Here is a 17,096-nt window from a genome sequence, read left to right as displayed (position 1 = left end):
TTTGACACATAACGATATTTTACGCCGTATTCGCTACACCTTCGATTTAACCGATTCAGCAATGGTTGACGTGTTCGCCGCTGCAGAGCAGAGCGTCAGCACTGAGCAGGTGATTGCATGGTTAACTAAAGAGGGCGAGCAAGGTTACACCCCAATAAGTGACACCGAATTTGCGGTATTTTTAAATGGCTTTATAAACACTAAGCGCGGTAAACGTGACGGTGAGCAGCCAATCCCAGAGACTAAATTAAACAATAATATTATTTTTATGAAATTACGTATTGCTTTAAATATGAAAGCAGAAGACGTGATTGCCACACTAGCCTTAGTTGATTTTGATTTAAGTAAGCATGAGCTCAGTGCATTTTCACGTAAAGTTGAAAACAAACATTACCGTGTGTGTAACGATCAAGTTTTACGTTTATTTTTAACTGGTGTGCAGCGTACTTTTCGCCCAGATGGCGAAAAAGCTTAATGCATTTTATGGAGGTTGGTTAGCAATCTCCATTTAAACCTCTTAAACGAACTCACTAAAATCTACGCTATTATTAGTCTTATCCTTCTACAACTTCAGTCTTATAAAGCATTTTATGTTGTCGCTCTCGTAAAAACGTAGAGTCGTCTTTTGTTTTACTATTTTTTTAATACTTTTAACGTGTTATTCATTTAAATTGGTATTTTTAGCATATAAATTCTTTTTTAACGGGTTTTTATACAAAAGAAACAACAATTTAATTCAACATCAAACACGTGCATCCAGTTTATCTATGATGTTAAAGTGTAAAAATAATGATCGCATAATCAATTTCTCTACTAACAATAACGTTGATCATTTTTCCTGTTTCGAATTTAAAAATACCCACATGGAAGAATAAATATGAATTATATACACAGAACAATTGCGCAATTAAAGCAGACGAGTCCTGCGCAATGTGAGTTTTATCAGGCAGTAGAAGAAGTGCTAGACTCGCTAGAGCCTGTATTTGCGCAAACCAGTCATTACCAACAACAAGCAATTATTCAAAGAATGGTAGAGCCAGAGCGTCAGTTAATGTTTCGCGTGCCTTGGGTTGATGACGAGGGCAATATTCAAGTTAATAAAGGCTACCGTATCGAATTTAATTCGGCGCTTGGCCCTTACAAAGGCGGCTTACGTTTTCATCCAAGTGTAAATGCCAGCATCATAAAATTTTTAGGCTTTGAACAAATTTTTAAAAATGCACTGACTGGTTTGCCTATAGGCGGCGGCAAAGGAGGCGCTAATTTTGATCCTAAAGGACGCTCTGATGGCGAGATAATGCGTTTTTGCCAATCGTTTATGACCGAGTTATATCGTCATATTGGCCCGACTACCGATGTACCTGCAGGGGATATTGGTGTAGGGGCACGAGAAATTGGTTATATGTTTGGCCAATACAAACGCTTAACAGGGCGCTATGAAGGCGTACTAACCGGTAAAAGTTTACTTTGGGGCGGATCGCTTGCTCGCAAAGAAGCAACGGGTTATGGCGCAGTGTATTTTGCTAACTATATGCTTGAAGATCGTGATGACAGCTTATCAGGAAAACGCTGTTTAATTTCAGGCTCTGGCAATGTGGCAATTTATGCCATGGAAAAATTATATCAATTAGGGGCTACGCCTATCACCTGTAGTGACTCAAAAGGCACTTTGTACGATGAGAGTGGCATTGACTTAAAACTCATTAAGCAATTAAAAGAGCAATCACGAGGGTGTTTGAGTGACTACCTAGATACTCACCCTCAGGCAAAGTATACGCCTCGCGATGAGTACCCTCAGGATGGTCATGCGGTATGGCGTTACAGTGCGGATGCGGCTTTTCCTTGTGCTACACAAAATGAATTAACCCAAGCGGATGCAAAAGCACTACTTGAAAATGGCTGTACTTTAGTCAGTGAAGGAGCAAATATGCCTTCAACCAAAGAAGCGATTGATTGTTTCATAGAAGCAAAAATTGCTTATGGACCTGGCAAAGCAGCAAATGCAGGTGGCGTGGCAACCAGCCAACTAGAAATGGCGCAAAATGCCAGTATGCAAAGCTGGACATTTGAGCAAGTAGATGAAAAGCTCAAACAAATAATGAAAGATATTTTCACAACAGCAAGCGATACCGCAAAAGAATTTGATCAGCCCGGTAATCTATTACTAGGCGCTAACATCGCCGGTTTTAGACGTGTAGCCGATGCAATGATTGAACAAGGCGTTGTATAGTAGCGCCTCGGCTATTTAATTAACTCTCTACTTTTATTCTTTATACCCTGAATAGGGATTGTTCAGGATATAGCAAAAGTAATGTATAATATTATTTAATAAGGTAAATTTAACTCGCTAATTAATAACAATAAACTATAGTGTGGATAAGGATAAGTGAGCTTATTAAGGAGAGTGCAGGTGCGTCTTATTCCCGCAGTTTTTTATTTTTCAAGTGCAACAGAGCACAACTTCCAAAATCAACTCAATAAAAGCTCAATGCGTCTTGCTGATGCATCACTCTATCTAGTAACACTGTTTTTATTGTCTTTTATTTTTATGTCTTGGCTTAATCAACAAGAGCCTGCCAATTCAACCATAACAATTTTACGCGTAACTATGGTGTTGTTATCGATAGTCCTCATTATTATAAATAAAACACTAAGTTCAGAGTACTTACATTCGCGCTTTTTTAGTTATGCGGTTTTATTTTGTTTTTTATTTAGTTATTTCTTCTGGGTATATGTTCAGCGTTACGGTGAGTTGAAAGAGGGAGGGCCTATGCTTGTAGCGGCTGCATTTATAGCCATACCGATGCTGCACTTAGGACATAAACTGGTTTTATGGTCAATAATCGGCATTGCCTTGATATTTATTGAGCTTTTTTCTTCTACTTCGATTATATGGACACTTTATTTTTATTTTAGCATGGTGATTGTATTGGCTATTGTGCAATATCAACTAGATACCTTATTAAGAAAGCAATATAAAGCGGAGTTATTTGAAACGGAAAAAGCCAACACCGATCAGTTAACAGGTATGCATAATCGGCATAGTTTTGATAGGCGCAGTAAAGCATTAATTAACAAGTTAGCGCCATCACAATATTTAGGGTTAGCAATGATTGATATCGACTATTTTAAAAAATATAACGATAACTACGGCCACTTAGAGGGAGATAACGTACTAATAGCAGTAGCAAACCGATTAAAGCATTGTGACGCTGATATTGTGGTGCGTTTTGGTGGTGAAGAATTCATATTGGTAAAAACATTGCAAGCGAATGAGCTAGACTGGTTGAATGACTTACCTAAACGCTTCGCAGACGACCCCATTGCACACCAATATTCACCTTTTAACCGTATTACTGTCTCTGCTGGTATTGCAATTGATAAATACACTACATACAGACCTTCAATAAAATCATTGTTAGCAACTGCTGATGTAGGGGTTTATAAAGCTAAAAATGCAGGACGAAATATCAGTATTACCGATTTTGTTGACCCTAAACAACCTGAAATTGAGTAAGACAATGCAAAGCACTAAGCTGATAGTGCTTCGCATTGAATCGGATTACGAAAATGCAGACTCGGCGAGCTCTTCTTGCATTTGTTCACGCATTTTAAATTTTTGCAATTTGCCGGTTACCGTCATCGGGTAATTTTCAACAAAGCGAATGTATTTAGGTTGTTTAAAGTAGGCAAGTTTGTCCTTTAAAAACAGACGAATTGCTTGCTCATCAAGCACTTCACCTTCTTTAGGCTGGATCCAAGCACAGACTTCTTCGCCAAATTTTTCATCACTAATACCAAAAATAGCGGCGTCTTGTATACCCGGATAGGTGTAAAGCACTTCTTCAATTTCACGCGGATAAATGTTTTCACCACCACGAATAATCATGTCTTTAATTCTGCCAACAATGCTGACAAAGCCCTCACTGTCCATTACCCCTAAATCGCCCGAGTGCAGCCAGCCGTCATTGTCGATAGTGGCTTTGGTTTTCTCTTCATCATTCCAGTAGCAACGCATAATGCCGGCCCCACGGCTACATACTTCACCAGGCTGCCCGATTTTTTGAATGTCACCCACTTCATCAATGATTTTTACTTCGGTGTGTGCAAGTGCTCGGCCAACCGTAGTGACTTGACGCTCAATAGAAGAGTCGGTTTCGGTAATGTTATTAATTGGGCTGCATTCTGTTTGCCCATAGGCAATTACCACCTGATTCATATTCATGAGTGTTTGTACTTTACGCATCACCTGTTCAGGACAAGTTGAGCCTGCCATAACACCCGTTCGCAGTGTACTTAAGTCATACTCGTTAAAGTTATTAAGCTCTAACTCGCTTATAAACATAGTGGGTACACCATGAAGGCCGGTGCATTTTTCTTGTTGTACCACCTCTAATGTAGTTTTTGGATCAAAAGAATCACTTGGATAAATTGCAGCGGCCCCTTTACTGACACACAATAAACTGCCTAATACCATGCCAAAGCAGTGATATAGCGGAACAGGAATACAGAGCTTATCGCGCTCAGTAAAGTGCATAGCTTGTGCGACTAAAAGCGCATTATTCAATATATTTTTATGCGTCAACGTAGCCCCTTTAGGGTTTCCTGTTGTGCCAGAGGTAAATTGAATATTGATATCTTGATTGCAATCGAGGGTTTTGGCCACCGCTTGCAGTTCTAATTTATGTGCATCGGTGGGCATGCTCATAACCTCATTAAAGGAAAACATCCCATCGACGGGTTCATCACCAATACAAATTACATTTTTTAAAGTGGGTAATTTGACTGCGGTTAACTCACCTTTGTTACAACCGCTAAGCTCAGGCGCTAAACTTTGCAGCATATTAATATAGTGGCTGCCTTTAAATTCAGTGGCGGTTATAAGCGTAGAGCATTCCACACTGTTTAGTGCATATTGCAGTTCACTAGGGCGGTAAGCTGGGTTAATGCATACCATAATGGCACCTATTTTAGCGGTGGCAAATTGTGTTAAGCACCACTGTATATTGTTCGGTGACCAAATACCGACCCGTTCACCAGGTTTTACCCCTAAAGCCAGTAACCCCATAGCAAGTTGATTAATCTGCTGTTGAAATTGCTTATAGCTTAAACGTATATTTTGATGGGCAACGACTACGGCCAGAGCGTCTGGGTTATTGTCGACAATGGCGTCAAAGTATTCGCCTATGGTTTGTTCTACTAATGGTGTGCTCTGAATTCCTTTAAAATAGCTGCTTGATAGCGGTATAGTGTTTATTTTCTCTACTTCTTTTATCACTTTTTGTGTCGCTTTCATGACATACTCCATGTTTTTATTTTTGAGAGGCCTGCTGTTTAAATAAACACGAATTGTCGACAAAAGGAAGAGGGTTAGACTAATGTATTATACCAATCGGCAATAATACTAAACCATTTTGAGGGGGCAAATCAGACGCTAACTGTGTTAAAAATTTCTCATTTAGAACAACTAACTAACGAAATTTTTGCTTTGATATCGACACGATTTTCCTCCCTCAAATTAGATCACTTAGTTAAGCGAATTGGTATTACTGTTTTTATGTAGAATTTAAAGACAAAAAAACGCGTACTCTCTAGCGAATACGCGTTTTTATAAGGGTGTAATTAATTTACATTTCGTCGCTGCGATACGTTTTTTTCATGATGTAAACGTAAGCATTAACAAATGCATTTTCTTGATACTTTTTAAGACCGGTGTCTTCAAACGCGATAGGTATCGGATTACGTTTTACTTGTTCTTTTATTTCGGTGGTTGAAAACACGCGTACATCGAGATTATCGATTAACTGAATAGCGGTTTCCATTTTGAATCCTTTAGCGCTGCCAGCAAACTTACCTTTAGGTTGGCGTTCGCGAATGGCAACCGAATCAATTTGGTAATCTTGCATTAACTTGGCAAAATCAAACTGAAACTTACGCATTACTTCAGTGTCGTTACCGTTACCTAAGGTAAAGCGTGTTTGGCGCACATCACGAATATCAAAAACGTCATTATCTTTACTTAAAATACAAAGTAGTACATCACTACCGGTAATTTCTACACCACATGTTCTCATTGCTAATCTCTACTATAACTTAATTACCCGTTATTATACGCAACACGCATTAAAATGCGAGTTTAAGCACTTACAGTGGTGTTTTTGTTAGCGCTTAACGTCCATTCGTCATTTTGATGTAACAAGGTCTGTTTATCTTTGCGGCTAAATATGCAGCCCTCCTTTTTTTAGCCAAGACAGCGCTATGGTTTGTTTACTTTAAATAGGTGTGAGCGTTGCTCAATTTTTTACTTAGCGCCAGGTGATAGCTCCCGGGCTTTAACTAAATCGCCCCTAGATTGAACAAATCCTAATATAGAAAGCCAACAGACTCCTATTAAACGTTATTAATTGCACTTTTATGGTAAAATTGGGTGGTTTTTAATAGCTTAAAACTTGTAATTAATGCTGCAGCACGCGACAATAACTCTCTTGTAGTTGAGCAGACTCAGCACCTACATTAGCCTTTGTCGGCGAAAAATAGTCAATGCTTATTCGTAAAAGCGTTGTCGAGTCATTCTCATTTAATTAATTAAAATACACGTGATACATTGTAGGTGTCACCACTGTATGTAAGGATTTATAATGCCAGTTATTACTCTTCCTGACGGTAGTCAGCGTAGTTTTGAAAACCCTGTAAGCACACTTGATGTAGCAAACGATATAGGCCCAGGTCTTGCTAAAGCCACCATTGCGGGTCGTGTTAATGGCGAACGCGTAGATGCGTGTGATTTAATTAGTGACGATTCTCGTCTTGAGATCATTACCGCAAAAGACGACGATGGTCTAGAGATTATTCGCCACTCGTGTGCGCACTTAATTGGTCATGCTGTTAAACAACTTTTCCCTGATGCAAAAATGGCGATTGGTCCAACAATTGATAACGGTTTTTACTACGATATTGATATGGAACATTCGTTATCTCAAGATGATCTTGATGCCATTGAAAAACGTATGCTACAGCTTGCAAAAACAAACTACGATGTAGTGAAAAAAACCGTTAGCTGGCAAGAAGCACGCGACACGTTTGCGGCGCGTGGCGAAACATACAAAATAGAAATTCTTGACGAAAATATTGCTCAAGATGATCGCCCAGGTTTATACCACCACGAAGAATATGTAGACATGTGTCGTGGACCACACGTTCCTAACATGAAATTCTGTCAAAACTTCAAAATTATGAAGGTAGCAGGTGCATACTGGCGTGGTGATTCTGAAAATAAAATGCTGCAGCGTATTTACGGCACAGCGTGGGGCGATAAAAAACAACTTAAAGCGTACTTAAAGCGTTTAGAAGAAGCTGAAAAACGTGATCACCGTCGTATTGGTAAAGCACTTGATTTATGGCACTGGCAAGAAGAAGCGCCAGGCATGGTATTTTGGCACAACGATGGTTGGAGCATTTACCGCGAGCTAGAAGACTTTGTGCGTGAAAAATTACGTGAGTACCAATACGAAGAAGTGAAAGGTCCAATGATGATGGATCGCTCTTTGTGGGAAAAATCAGGGCATTGGGAAAAATATTCAGAGGCGATGTTTACCACTGAATCTGAAAAGCGTGAATACGCAATTAAACCAATGAATTGCCCAGGCCACGTACAAATTTTTAACCAAGGTTTAAAATCATACCGTGATTTACCACTGCGTATGGCTGAGTTTGGTTGTTGTCACCGTAACGAGCCATCAGGCGCACTTCACGGTTTAATGCGTGTACGCGGCTTTACCCAAGATGATGCGCATGTATTTTGTACAGAAGAGCAAATCATGGATGAAGTATCGGCCTGTATTAAAATGGTTTACGATACCTATGAAACATTTGGTTTCGAAAAAATTGTTGTTAAACTTTCAACTCGCCCAGAGCAACGTATTGGCGAAGATGAAATGTGGGACAAAGCAGAGCTTGCACTTGCTGACGCACTTAAAGCAAATGACATTGAATTTGATTATTTACCAGGTGAAGGGGCGTTTTATGGCCCTAAAATTGAATTTACTTTGTACGATTGCTTAGACAGAGCGTGGCAGTGTGGTACAGTGCAACTAGATTTTGCATTACCGGGTCGTTTGGGCGCCACTTATGTAGCTGAAAATAACGAACGTCGCACACCTGTTATGATACACCGCGCTATTTTAGGGTCTATTGAGCGCTTTATCGGTATCTTAACAGAAGAGTACGCTGGTTTATTCCCAACGTGGCTTGCGCCTAAGCAAGTGGTGATTATGAATATCACCGATAAACAAGCACCTTATGTGCAGGAAATTGTACAAAAATTAAATAAACTTGGAATTAGAGCCGCTGCTGACTTGAGAAATGAGAAGATTGGCTTTAAAATCCGAGAACATACACTTAAGCGTATTCCTTACTTACTGGTTGTTGGCGATAAAGAAGTTGAACAACAAGAAGTAGCAGTACGAACTCGCACAGGTGAAGACCTAGGCAAATTTAATGTCGATGATTTTATCGCTAAAATCAGTGAAGAAATCAAAAATCGACAGTAAAAATCGAGCGTGTAGGGCAATCACAAACGGCCAACTACACGCTTATATTATTGATATTCTTGGAGGAACGTACCATTAGAGGCGGCAAGAAAGGGCAACAAACAGCTCAAAAAAATCGTATTAACGAAGAAATTACAGCGCTAGAAGTTCGTTTAATCGACATCGACGGCGAACAAGCTGGAATTCAGTCATTAAAAGACGCGCAAGCTATGGCTGATGCAGCGGGTGTTGATCTTGTAGAGATCAGTCCAAACGCTGAGCCGCCTGTTTGTAAGGTTATGGACTACGGTAAGTTCATCTTTGAAAAAAGCAAAGAACTAAAAGAGCAGAAGAAGAAGCAAAAGCAAATCCAGATTAAAGAAATCAAATTCCGTCCGGGAACGGATGAAGGCGATTATCAGGTTAAGCTGCGCAACTTACGTAAGTTCTTAGAAGCTGGCGATAAAGCTAAGATAACTATCCGCTTCCGTGGTCGTGAAATGGCTCACCAAGAAATTGGTATCGAATTATTAAACCGTATTAAAACCGATTTAGAAGAGTTAGCAGTTGTTGAGTCTTTCCCAAATCGTGTTGAAGGTCGTCAAATGGTTATGATGATGGCACCGGTTGCTAAAAAGTAATAATTAGGCGATAATACGCACCGAATTTAGCTCAGGTTTGCAAGTGATGTGAAAATGTCCACCTGAGTTAACCGGTTTTAAAGTAAAATTGCGGTATTTATATCGGGTTTTCACCGGAACATAGCAGTAAGTTAGGCCTTTAAAGTGGAGCTATAGCAATATATCTCACGCCTTCTTACTAAATTTAAAGCAATACAATTGGAGTTATTGCAATGGCTTACAAGCTAAAAAGTCACAGAGGCGCAGCTAAGCGTTTCAAAAAGACTGCTTCTGGCGGTTTCAAGCGTAAACAAGCGCATCTTCGTCACATTCTGACTAAGAAAACTTCTAAGCGTAAGTTACACCTACGTCCTAAGATGATGGTTCATAAAAATGACCATGGTCTAGTTTCACGTATGTTACCATTCGCTTAATAGGGGTTTTTAGAAATGGCAAGAGTTAAACGCGGCGTTGTCGCACGTGCACGTCACAAAAAAGTTTTAAAACAAGCGAAAGGTTACTACGGAGCACGTTCACGTGTTTACCGCGTAGCTTTCCAGGCTGTTACTAAAGCGGGTCAATACGCTTACCGTGACCGCCGTGCTAAGAAACGTACTTTCCGTCAACTATGGATTGCACGTATCAATGCTGCTTCACGTCAAAATGGTCTGTCTTACAGCCGTTTTATCAATGGTCTTAAAAAGACATCTGTAGAAATCGATCGTAAGATCCTTGCAGATATCGCTGTTTACGACCAAGTTGCATTCGCAGCGCTTGTAGCAAAAGCAAAAGAAGGCCTAGCGGCAGCTTAAGTTTTTGTATAAGTAATGAAAAGGAGCCCATGGCTCCTTTTTTTGTGCCTATAATTTATTATCTTTTTTATGCGCTTGTAGGCTTTTTCCTTTATTTATTACCGTTGTGTGTTCGTTTTTTTAGGTACTTATTAGCCCTTTTTATTCAGTAGATGTTGATAGCGTGGCTGGGCTGCAACTAAAAATGCCGTTGGCTGTATTTTTTTGTTGAACCACCGCAGTTTTGGCAACTAGAAAAGTTTAATTGCTATAATTTTTCTTAATTAATGGGTTTGTTAGAGAAGTATATGTTTATAAGTTTATTGGTTTTATCTGCAAGTATGGCAAATAGCAATCATTTACCGCCATTATTGCCATGGGAAGGTAGTAGTACCTCACTATTGCAACAACAGGGACCCTTAACCACAGACTTTGAAATTTCTGCAGGAGTCTCGTCTCCCAATTATGCTAATACCATGGCATTTGTTGATAGATTAGTGGCGGCGAATCCCACTCAATTTAAATCAAAAACGATTGGCTATAGTAATAGTAAACGAGCAATAAAAATGTTGATTGCCAGCGAACAAGGTTTTTTTAATGCGGGGCAAATGGCCAATAGCACCAAACCAACCGTGCTTATTCAGGCTGGTATTCACGCTGGTGAGATTGATGGTAAAGATGCGATGTTTATGCTGCTTAGAGACATTGCTACGGGTAAACGACGCGATATATTAAAAAAGGTAAACATTTTATTTATCCCAATATTAAACGTTGATGGTCACGAGCGTAGTAGTGCGTTTAATCGTATTAATCAGCGTGGCCCTGTAAAAATGGGTTTTAGAACAAACGCAAATAATCTTAATTTAAATCGTGATTACACTAAGCTTGATACGCCAGAGGTTAAAAGCGTCCTTCAAGTAATTAATGATTATAATCCGAATTTGTATATTGACGTACACGTCACTGATGGGGCTGATTACCAATACGATGTAACCTATGGCTATAACCCAGTATTTGCTAGCGAGTCGCCTGCCATTTCAGATGCGCTTAACCGTTATTTTAAACCAATGATTGATCAAACCCTCACTGAGCAAGGCCATATTCCGGGCCCTTTAGTGTTTGTTATGGATAAGCAAGAATTTAAATCAGGGCTGGCCGGTTGGGTTGCCACACCGCGGTTTTCAAACGGGTGGGGTGATTTAAAGTCATTGCCTACCATTTTAGTTGAAAACCATTCTTTAAAGCCATACAAACAACGCGTGTTAGGGACTTATGTGTTTATAGATGGTGCTATTGAAGCATTATCAGCGCATAAAGATAAACTCGCTAATGCAGTAAAAAAAGAACAAGAATTTGTTCCTAAGCAATTAATTGTTAAGCGTGGTTATTCTGAGCAGCCTGATCATATCGCGTTTAAAGGTATTGCTTATTCTAAAAGCCTGAGCCCATTGTCTAATCAACAAGAAGTAAGCTATTTGGGTAAAAAACAGGGTTATGACAAGCTACCTATTTTTTGGCAAAAAGAGGTGCAGCACACGGTTGAAGTACCAAAATCATTCTTTATTCCACCTGTTTACACCGATATTATTGAGAAATTAGCCCTGCATGGGGTGTCAGTTAATAAGCTCAGTGGTGCCAACACTCAGCCATTAAAAATGGCAAAAGTAGCGCAATATAGTTTTGATAAAGCGCCATTTGAAGGGCGTTTTAGAGTGTCGGCTAGTTTTGATTATGTACCAGCTACAAATGTGGATTTAGATGGTTGGTTTGAAGTGAGTACGCAGCAAAAGGCAGGAGAGTTAGCTGTCCACTTGCTACATCCTGAAGCACCAGATTCATTTTTTGCTTGGGGGGAGTTTAATACTATTTTTCAGCGCACTGAATATATGGAAAATTATGCTTTGATACCGTTTGCTGAAAAAATGCTTGCTGATGACCCCAAATTAGCCCAAGAATTTGATAAAAAAGTAAACCAGGATAAAGACTTTGCTAAGAACGCTGATGCACGTTTAAATTGGTTATATGAGCATAGCCCATTTTATGATCAAGCTTATTTGAAATACCCAGTTTTAATGTCATACGAAGAGAATATAGTTATTCCAGCACAAAAAGATAAAGAAATATAAGATGAAAATAATCACTATTCCCGTAACCCCGTTTATGCAAAATTGCCGCATTATAGTATGTGAACAAACCCAGCAAGCTGTTGTGGTTGACCCTGGCGGTGATACTAACAAAATTAATGCATCACTTAAGCAGCATAATTTATCATTAGTAGCGATTTGGTTAACCCATGGGCATTTAGATCATGTAGGCGCTGCGCATAATTTACGCGAGCAACACAAGGTAAAAATGATTGGTCCCCATGAGGATGAACGTTTTTGGTTCGACAATTTACCGATGCAAGCCACTATGTTTGGCTTTAAACCGATTAACTCCTTCTATCCTGATGAATGGTTAGCCCATGGTGATAGTATCAAGGTTGGGCAGCTTGAGTTTAAAGTACTTCATTGCCCAGGGCATACGCCTGGCCATGTTGTGTTTTATCAACAAGCACACAATACGGTTATCGTCGGGGATGTTATTTTCAAAGGTTCAATAGGGCGTACCGACTTTCCTAAAGGCGACAGCAAGCAGCTAATCGACTCTATAATGCAACATATCATGACATTACCACCGAACACTGCAATTTTAAGTGGCCATGGTGACAACACCCATGTTGCTCATGAACAGGCTACTAACCCATTTGTAAGTGGCCAGTTTGGTTGATGTGTATATTTGTTAAAAATAAGCAGACTGCTTTTTAAAAAGGCTGTATAATTTAACCAATTTATTAGATAAATAAGAAATAAAATGTCTCTAAATCACGTAGATCGCCAAATATTGGCACTTTTACAACAAGATGCAAGTTTATCAACTGCTGAGATTGCAGACAAAGTCGGACTTTCTCAGTCTCCTTGTTGGCGTCGTATTGCTAAATTAGAACAAGATGGCTACATCAAAAGTAAAGTCGCATTGCTTGATGAAAAAAAGCTGGGCTTTGATATGTTGGTTTACGCCCATGTACGTTTATCAAACCATGGTAAAAAGAATTTAGCTGAGTTTGAAAAATTAATACTTAGCTATGATGAAGTGACTGAATGTTACACCATGGCTGGCACTATGGACTTTATGTTGCGTATTATTTCTCAAGGCATAGAAGGTTATGAGCACTTTGTACGCGATAACTTGCTTAGCTTAGAATATGTACAAGAGGTTCATTCTAATGTGACCATGACGTGTGTTAAACGAAGCACGGCACTGCCACTTTAAACTTTACTAAGCAGCTAAAAACACACAGGCTGAATTAACTATAATTGTGAAATGAGCGCTAATTTGATAAAATCTAGCGCTTTTTTTGTTAGCGAAATAAAACTGAGGAACTCAATGTTTAACTTACTCAGCAGAGCGCCAAGCTCTGCTAAAAACGATATTCTCTCTGGATTGACAGTGGCACTTGCCTTGATCCCAGAAGCTGTTGCATTTGCCTTTGTTGCAAATGTAGAACCTCTTGTTGGTTTATACGCCGCATTTATTGTGGGCTTAATTACGGCTATTTTTGGTGGTCGTCCGGGTATGATTTCGGGTGCAACCGGTGCATTAGCGGTTGTGATGGTAAGTTTAGTACTTGATCACGGAGTGGAATACCTATTTGCCACTGTGTTGCTGATGGGACTACTACAAATATTGGCTGGGGTATTTAAGCTCGGTAAATTTATTCGTATGGTTCCGCATCCTGTTATGCTCGGTTTCGTTAACGGTTTAGCGATTGTTATATTTTTAGCCCAGCTTGGACAGTTTAAAGTGCCTGATGGTGCTGGCGGCCAAATGTGGATGACGGGCAGTGCGCTTTACATCATGTTAGGTTTAGTGGCGCTAACGATGGCAATTATTCACTTTTTACCAAAATTAACTACCGCAGTGCCTTCATCACTGGTTGCTATTGTTACTGTAACGGGTTTAGTGATTGGTCTTGATTTAGAAGCGCGTACAGTACTTGATTTCTTAAAAGGCATGACAGGAAATGAAGCTGCAACCATTGCCGGTGGCTTACCACAGTTTCATATTCCTATGGTCCCTTTTAACCTAGAAACACTACAAATTATCTTTCCATATGCGCTTATTCTTGCAGCAATTGGCTTAATTGAATCGCTGTTAACGCTAAGCTTGATTGACGAAATTACAGAAACCCGTGGCCATTCTAATAAAGAATGTATTGGCCAAGGTGCGGCCAACGTCACATGTGGTTTCTTTGGTGCAATGGGTGGCTGTGCCATGATTGGCCAATCTATGATCAACATTAATTCAGGTGGGCGTTCGCGTTTATCAGGTATTAGTGCAGCATTGATGTTACTTGCATTTATTATTTTCGCTTCAAGCTTAATCGAAATGATTCCACTGGCCGCATTAGTTGGGGTTATGTTTATGGTGGTGCTGGGTACGTTTGAATGGGCGAGTTTCAAAATGATGAAACGCGTGCCTTTATCTGATGCTTTTGTAATTGTATTAGTTTCGGGTGTAACGGTTATTACCGACCTTGCGATTGCGGTGTGTGTAGGTGTTATTGTCTCTGCGTTAGTGTTTGCATGGCAGCATGCAAAACATATTTACACAACTAACTATATTGATAAAGAAGGTTCAAAAGTGTATGAGCTACATGGGCCTTTATTTTTTGGTTCGGTTAAAAACTTTGCTGATTTATTTGATGTTAAGAATGACCCTAAAGATGTGATTGTTGAGTTTAAATACAGTCGCGTTGCGGATCATAGTGCGATTGAGGCCATCGACAGCTTAGCTGACAAATACAATAAAGCGGGTAAAAAGCTGCACTTGCGTCACTTAAGTAAAGACTGTACAGAACTACTTCATAAAGCACGTGACTTAGTTGAAGTGAACGTAATTGAAGATCCGACTTATAAAGTTGCTTCAGATAAGCTTGCTTAAAAAATAAAAGTAAACATTGATAAGCGAAAGGTGAATTCCTTTCGCTTTTTTTATGCGCTTTAAACCATCCGCAAGGGGTAATTGCAACACGAGTTTTAGCCTGTTCAACGTAACAACTAAACCAGAACTGAACATCCATCCTGCATTTATTTAATTTATTGTTTGCGATAGGGCTATTAAAAAGTAAGACAGTTGGTAGTGCTATACCTGACGATAAATCGATATAATAGTCACAAATTTACAAGGTAATAATTAATTTTGAATTGGCAGTCTTTAATTGATAACAGACAACGTTTTTTCTGGCTTTTGCAAATTGCAGGCTGGATAGGTTATGCGTTAGTTAACTATATTGGTTCTAAAGTATTCGAAATGCGTGATATTTACGTATTCGTTATTTTACTAAACGCCTATGCGGGCTGTTTAATGACTGTGCCTCTGCGTTATATTTATCGCAAAATTTGGAATGCCTCACCTTGGGTATTAATTATTGTTGTATTTGGCGCCTCTTATATAACCGGTACATTATGGGCCGTGGTGCAAAAGTTTAACCTGTGGGAAATTTATCGCCACGGATACCGTCCTGAAGAATGGTTTTATTATTTACAACAAGGACTTGATTCTGTTTATATTATTTTGTGTTGGAGTGGTTTGTACTTTGGGGTTAAGTATTACCAGTTATTACAAAGTGAACGTCAAAAAGCCTTAAAAGCGACCACAATGGCGCACGAAGCGCAGTTAAAAATGCTTAGATACCAGCTAAATCCTCATTTTCTGTTTAATACGCTCAATGCAATATCAACCTTAGTTTTGGTAAAAGAAAATAAAGATGCTAACTTGATGGTATCTAAATTGAGTGACTTTTTACGCTATACGCTTAATACTGATCCAATTAAAAAAGTGCCGCTGGAGCAAGAGTTACATGCATTAATGCTCTATTTAGAAATTGAACGTGTACGTTTTGATGAGCGCTTACAAGTTAATGTGGACGTGAGTGAGCAGGCCAAACAAGCATTAGTGCCAAGCTTAATATTACAACCGATCATCGAAAATGCCATTAAGTACGCCATTGCCCATATGTCAGAAGGTGGTGTTATTGATATAAAAGCGCAAGTTTTTGCTAATGAATTATTACTTGAAGTGGGCGATAATGGGCCTGGCACTGATATTGAAAATGGTCAGTTAGTTAATGCACAAGGCGTAGGGGTGGCAAACACCCGAGACAGATTAAAAACGCTCTACGAAAATAATTACTCGTTTGTATTATCACATAATACGCCAAGTGGATTAAAAGTTAATCTGCGAGTCCCGTTTGAGAAGGCTGTGAAGAAATGACAAGAATAAAAACGCTTATTGTTGATGATGAACCATTAGCACGTAAAGGTTTAGCCGTCAGGCTTGAAGAGTTTTCTGATATTGAAGTGATCAAACTGTGTAGCTCAGGTTTTGATGCGATTGAAAGTTGTAAAAACGAAAAAATTGATCTTGTCTTTCTTGATATTCAAATGCCTGGTATGAACGGTTTTGAAGTCGCACGTGCTTTAAGTGAAAGCAGTAAAGATTTACCTGCCATTGTGTTTGTTACGGCGTTTGATCACTTTGCTGTTAAAGCATTTGAAATTCATGCTTTAGATTACATTTTAAAACCCGTTGATGATAACAGATTAAAACAGGCGGTAGAAAAAGTGCATACCTATTTAAAAACTCAGCAGGATAACGCCCATAAGAAAAAACTAGCGAGTTTCGTAGCAGGGATAACAGGCAATAACTGCGAAGAAATTTTAAAGAAATTGGCCACAGGCGATACCCTTACAGATCGTCGTTATCCTGAGTCATTGGCCGTAAAAGAGCAGGGCGAAATTGTCAGAGTACCCGTTGCTACTATACAGTGGGTAGATGCGGCAGGTGATTACATGTGTCTGCATTGCCAAGATGGGCAAACGCATATATTACGTAAAACCATGAAAGAGCTTGAACAAGAATTAGATCCAAGCTTATTTGTACGTGTTCATCGCAGCGCGATTGTTAACACCAAACAAATTAGCAAGCTGGTAACTCAGGTTAGTGGTGAATATTTATTAGTGTTAGATAACGGACAAGAGCTTAAAGTAAGTAGAAGTTACCGTGATAAAGTAAAAGCAGCACTGGCTAGCTAATTTTAATAAATAACATAAAAA

15 protein-coding genes are annotated in these 17,096 nt (G+C 39.3%); 13 read left to right on the top strand and 2 right to left on the bottom strand.

Annotated elements, in window-relative coordinates:
- Nucleotide 1 precedes the first annotated feature (1 nt).
- From P20311_RS05310 to P20311_RS05300, 3 genes are all read left to right on the top strand, one after another.
- A complete protein-coding gene (locus tag P20311_RS05310) occupies nucleotides 2–475 on the top strand; it encodes a DUF1456 family protein (RefSeq protein WP_008466937.1) in 474 nt (157 codons plus the stop codon).
- Nucleotides 476–877: 402 nt separating this feature from the next.
- Nucleotides 878–2,230, top strand: a complete 1,353-nt coding sequence (gene gdhA / locus P20311_RS05305; RefSeq protein WP_008110487.1) for an NADP-specific glutamate dehydrogenase — start codon at nucleotides 878–880, stop codon at nucleotides 2,228–2,230.
- A gap of 180 nt (nucleotides 2,231–2,410) precedes the next feature.
- Nucleotides 2,411–3,517: a GGDEF domain-containing protein gene (locus P20311_RS05300; protein WP_008110485.1), complete on the top strand. Its 1,107-nt coding sequence runs from the start codon at nucleotides 2,411–2,413 to the stop codon at nucleotides 3,515–3,517.
- Between the two features lie 45 nt (nucleotides 3,518–3,562).
- Here P20311_RS05300 and P20311_RS05295 read toward each other — a convergent pair whose 3' ends face one another.
- Together P20311_RS05295 and P20311_RS05290 are read right to left on the bottom strand one after the other, a co-directional pair.
- The gene (locus tag P20311_RS05295; RefSeq protein ID WP_008110484.1) at nucleotides 3,563–5,296 is read right to left on the bottom strand and encodes an AMP-binding protein; all 1,734 of its coding nucleotides are present in this window, start codon (nucleotides 5,294–5,296) and stop codon (nucleotides 3,563–3,565) included.
- Nucleotides 5,297–5,627: 331 nt separating this feature from the next.
- A complete protein-coding gene (locus P20311_RS05290) occupies nucleotides 5,628–6,074 on the bottom strand; it encodes a DUF3010 family protein (protein WP_008110482.1) in 447 nt (148 codons plus the stop codon).
- A 564-nt stretch (nucleotides 6,075–6,638) separates the two neighbouring features.
- Between P20311_RS05290 and thrS the strand changes: the two genes are divergently transcribed.
- The 10 genes from thrS to P20311_RS05240 all read left to right on the top strand — a co-directional run bounded on the left by thrS (nucleotide 6,639) and on the right by P20311_RS05240 (nucleotide 17,075).
- The gene (thrS, locus tag P20311_RS05285) at nucleotides 6,639–8,549 is read left to right on the top strand and encodes a threonine--tRNA ligase (protein ID WP_008110481.1); all 1,911 of its coding nucleotides are present in this window, start codon (nucleotides 6,639–6,641) and stop codon (nucleotides 8,547–8,549) included.
- Between the two features lie 59 nt (nucleotides 8,550–8,608).
- Complete coding sequence (gene infC, locus P20311_RS05280; RefSeq protein ID WP_008110479.1) at nucleotides 8,609–9,169, top strand: translation initiation factor IF-3; 561 nt, start codon at nucleotides 8,609–8,611, stop codon at nucleotides 9,167–9,169.
- Between the two features lie 212 nt (nucleotides 9,170–9,381).
- Nucleotides 9,382–9,582 (top strand): 50S ribosomal protein L35, encoded by a 201-nt coding sequence (gene rpmI, locus P20311_RS05275; protein WP_004587840.1) that lies wholly within the window; start codon nucleotides 9,382–9,384, stop codon nucleotides 9,580–9,582.
- Nucleotides 9,583–9,597: 15 nt separating this feature from the next.
- A complete protein-coding gene (gene rplT, locus P20311_RS05270) occupies nucleotides 9,598–9,960 on the top strand; it encodes a 50S ribosomal protein L20 (protein ID WP_008110477.1) in 363 nt (120 codons plus the stop codon).
- 287 nt (nucleotides 9,961–10,247) lie between these two features.
- On the top strand, nucleotides 10,248–12,065 hold the full coding sequence (locus tag P20311_RS05265; RefSeq protein ID WP_008110473.1) for a M14 family metallopeptidase: 1,818 nt from the start codon (nucleotides 10,248–10,250) through the stop codon (nucleotides 12,063–12,065).
- A 1-nt stretch (nucleotide 12,066) separates the two neighbouring features.
- Nucleotides 12,067–12,708: an MBL fold metallo-hydrolase gene (locus P20311_RS05260; RefSeq protein WP_008110471.1), complete on the top strand. Its 642-nt coding sequence runs from the start codon at nucleotides 12,067–12,069 to the stop codon at nucleotides 12,706–12,708.
- A gap of 84 nt (nucleotides 12,709–12,792) precedes the next feature.
- A complete protein-coding gene (locus P20311_RS05255; protein ID WP_008110469.1) occupies nucleotides 12,793–13,251 on the top strand; it encodes an Lrp/AsnC family transcriptional regulator in 459 nt (152 codons plus the stop codon).
- 114 nt (nucleotides 13,252–13,365) lie between these two features.
- Complete coding sequence (locus tag P20311_RS05250; protein ID WP_008110467.1) at nucleotides 13,366–14,922, top strand: SulP family inorganic anion transporter; 1,557 nt, start codon at nucleotides 13,366–13,368, stop codon at nucleotides 14,920–14,922.
- 258 nt (nucleotides 14,923–15,180) lie between these two features.
- On the top strand, nucleotides 15,181–16,254 hold the full coding sequence (locus tag P20311_RS05245) for a sensor histidine kinase (RefSeq protein ID WP_008110465.1): 1,074 nt from the start codon (nucleotides 15,181–15,183) through the stop codon (nucleotides 16,252–16,254).
- The gene (locus P20311_RS05240; protein WP_008110464.1) at nucleotides 16,251–17,075 is read left to right on the top strand and encodes a LytTR family DNA-binding domain-containing protein; all 825 of its coding nucleotides are present in this window, start codon (nucleotides 16,251–16,253) and stop codon (nucleotides 17,073–17,075) included. Before P20311_RS05245 ends, P20311_RS05240 begins: the two co-directional genes overlap by 4 nt.
- Nucleotides 17,076–17,096: the final 21 nt, after the last annotated feature.

The organism is Pseudoalteromonas sp. BSi20311 (genome assembly GCF_000239875.1).
Lineage (GTDB): Bacteria > Pseudomonadota > Gammaproteobacteria > Enterobacterales > Alteromonadaceae > Pseudoalteromonas.
Note: the sequence above shows the minus strand (reverse complement) of the source record. Positions and strands in the feature narration are given on the sequence as shown.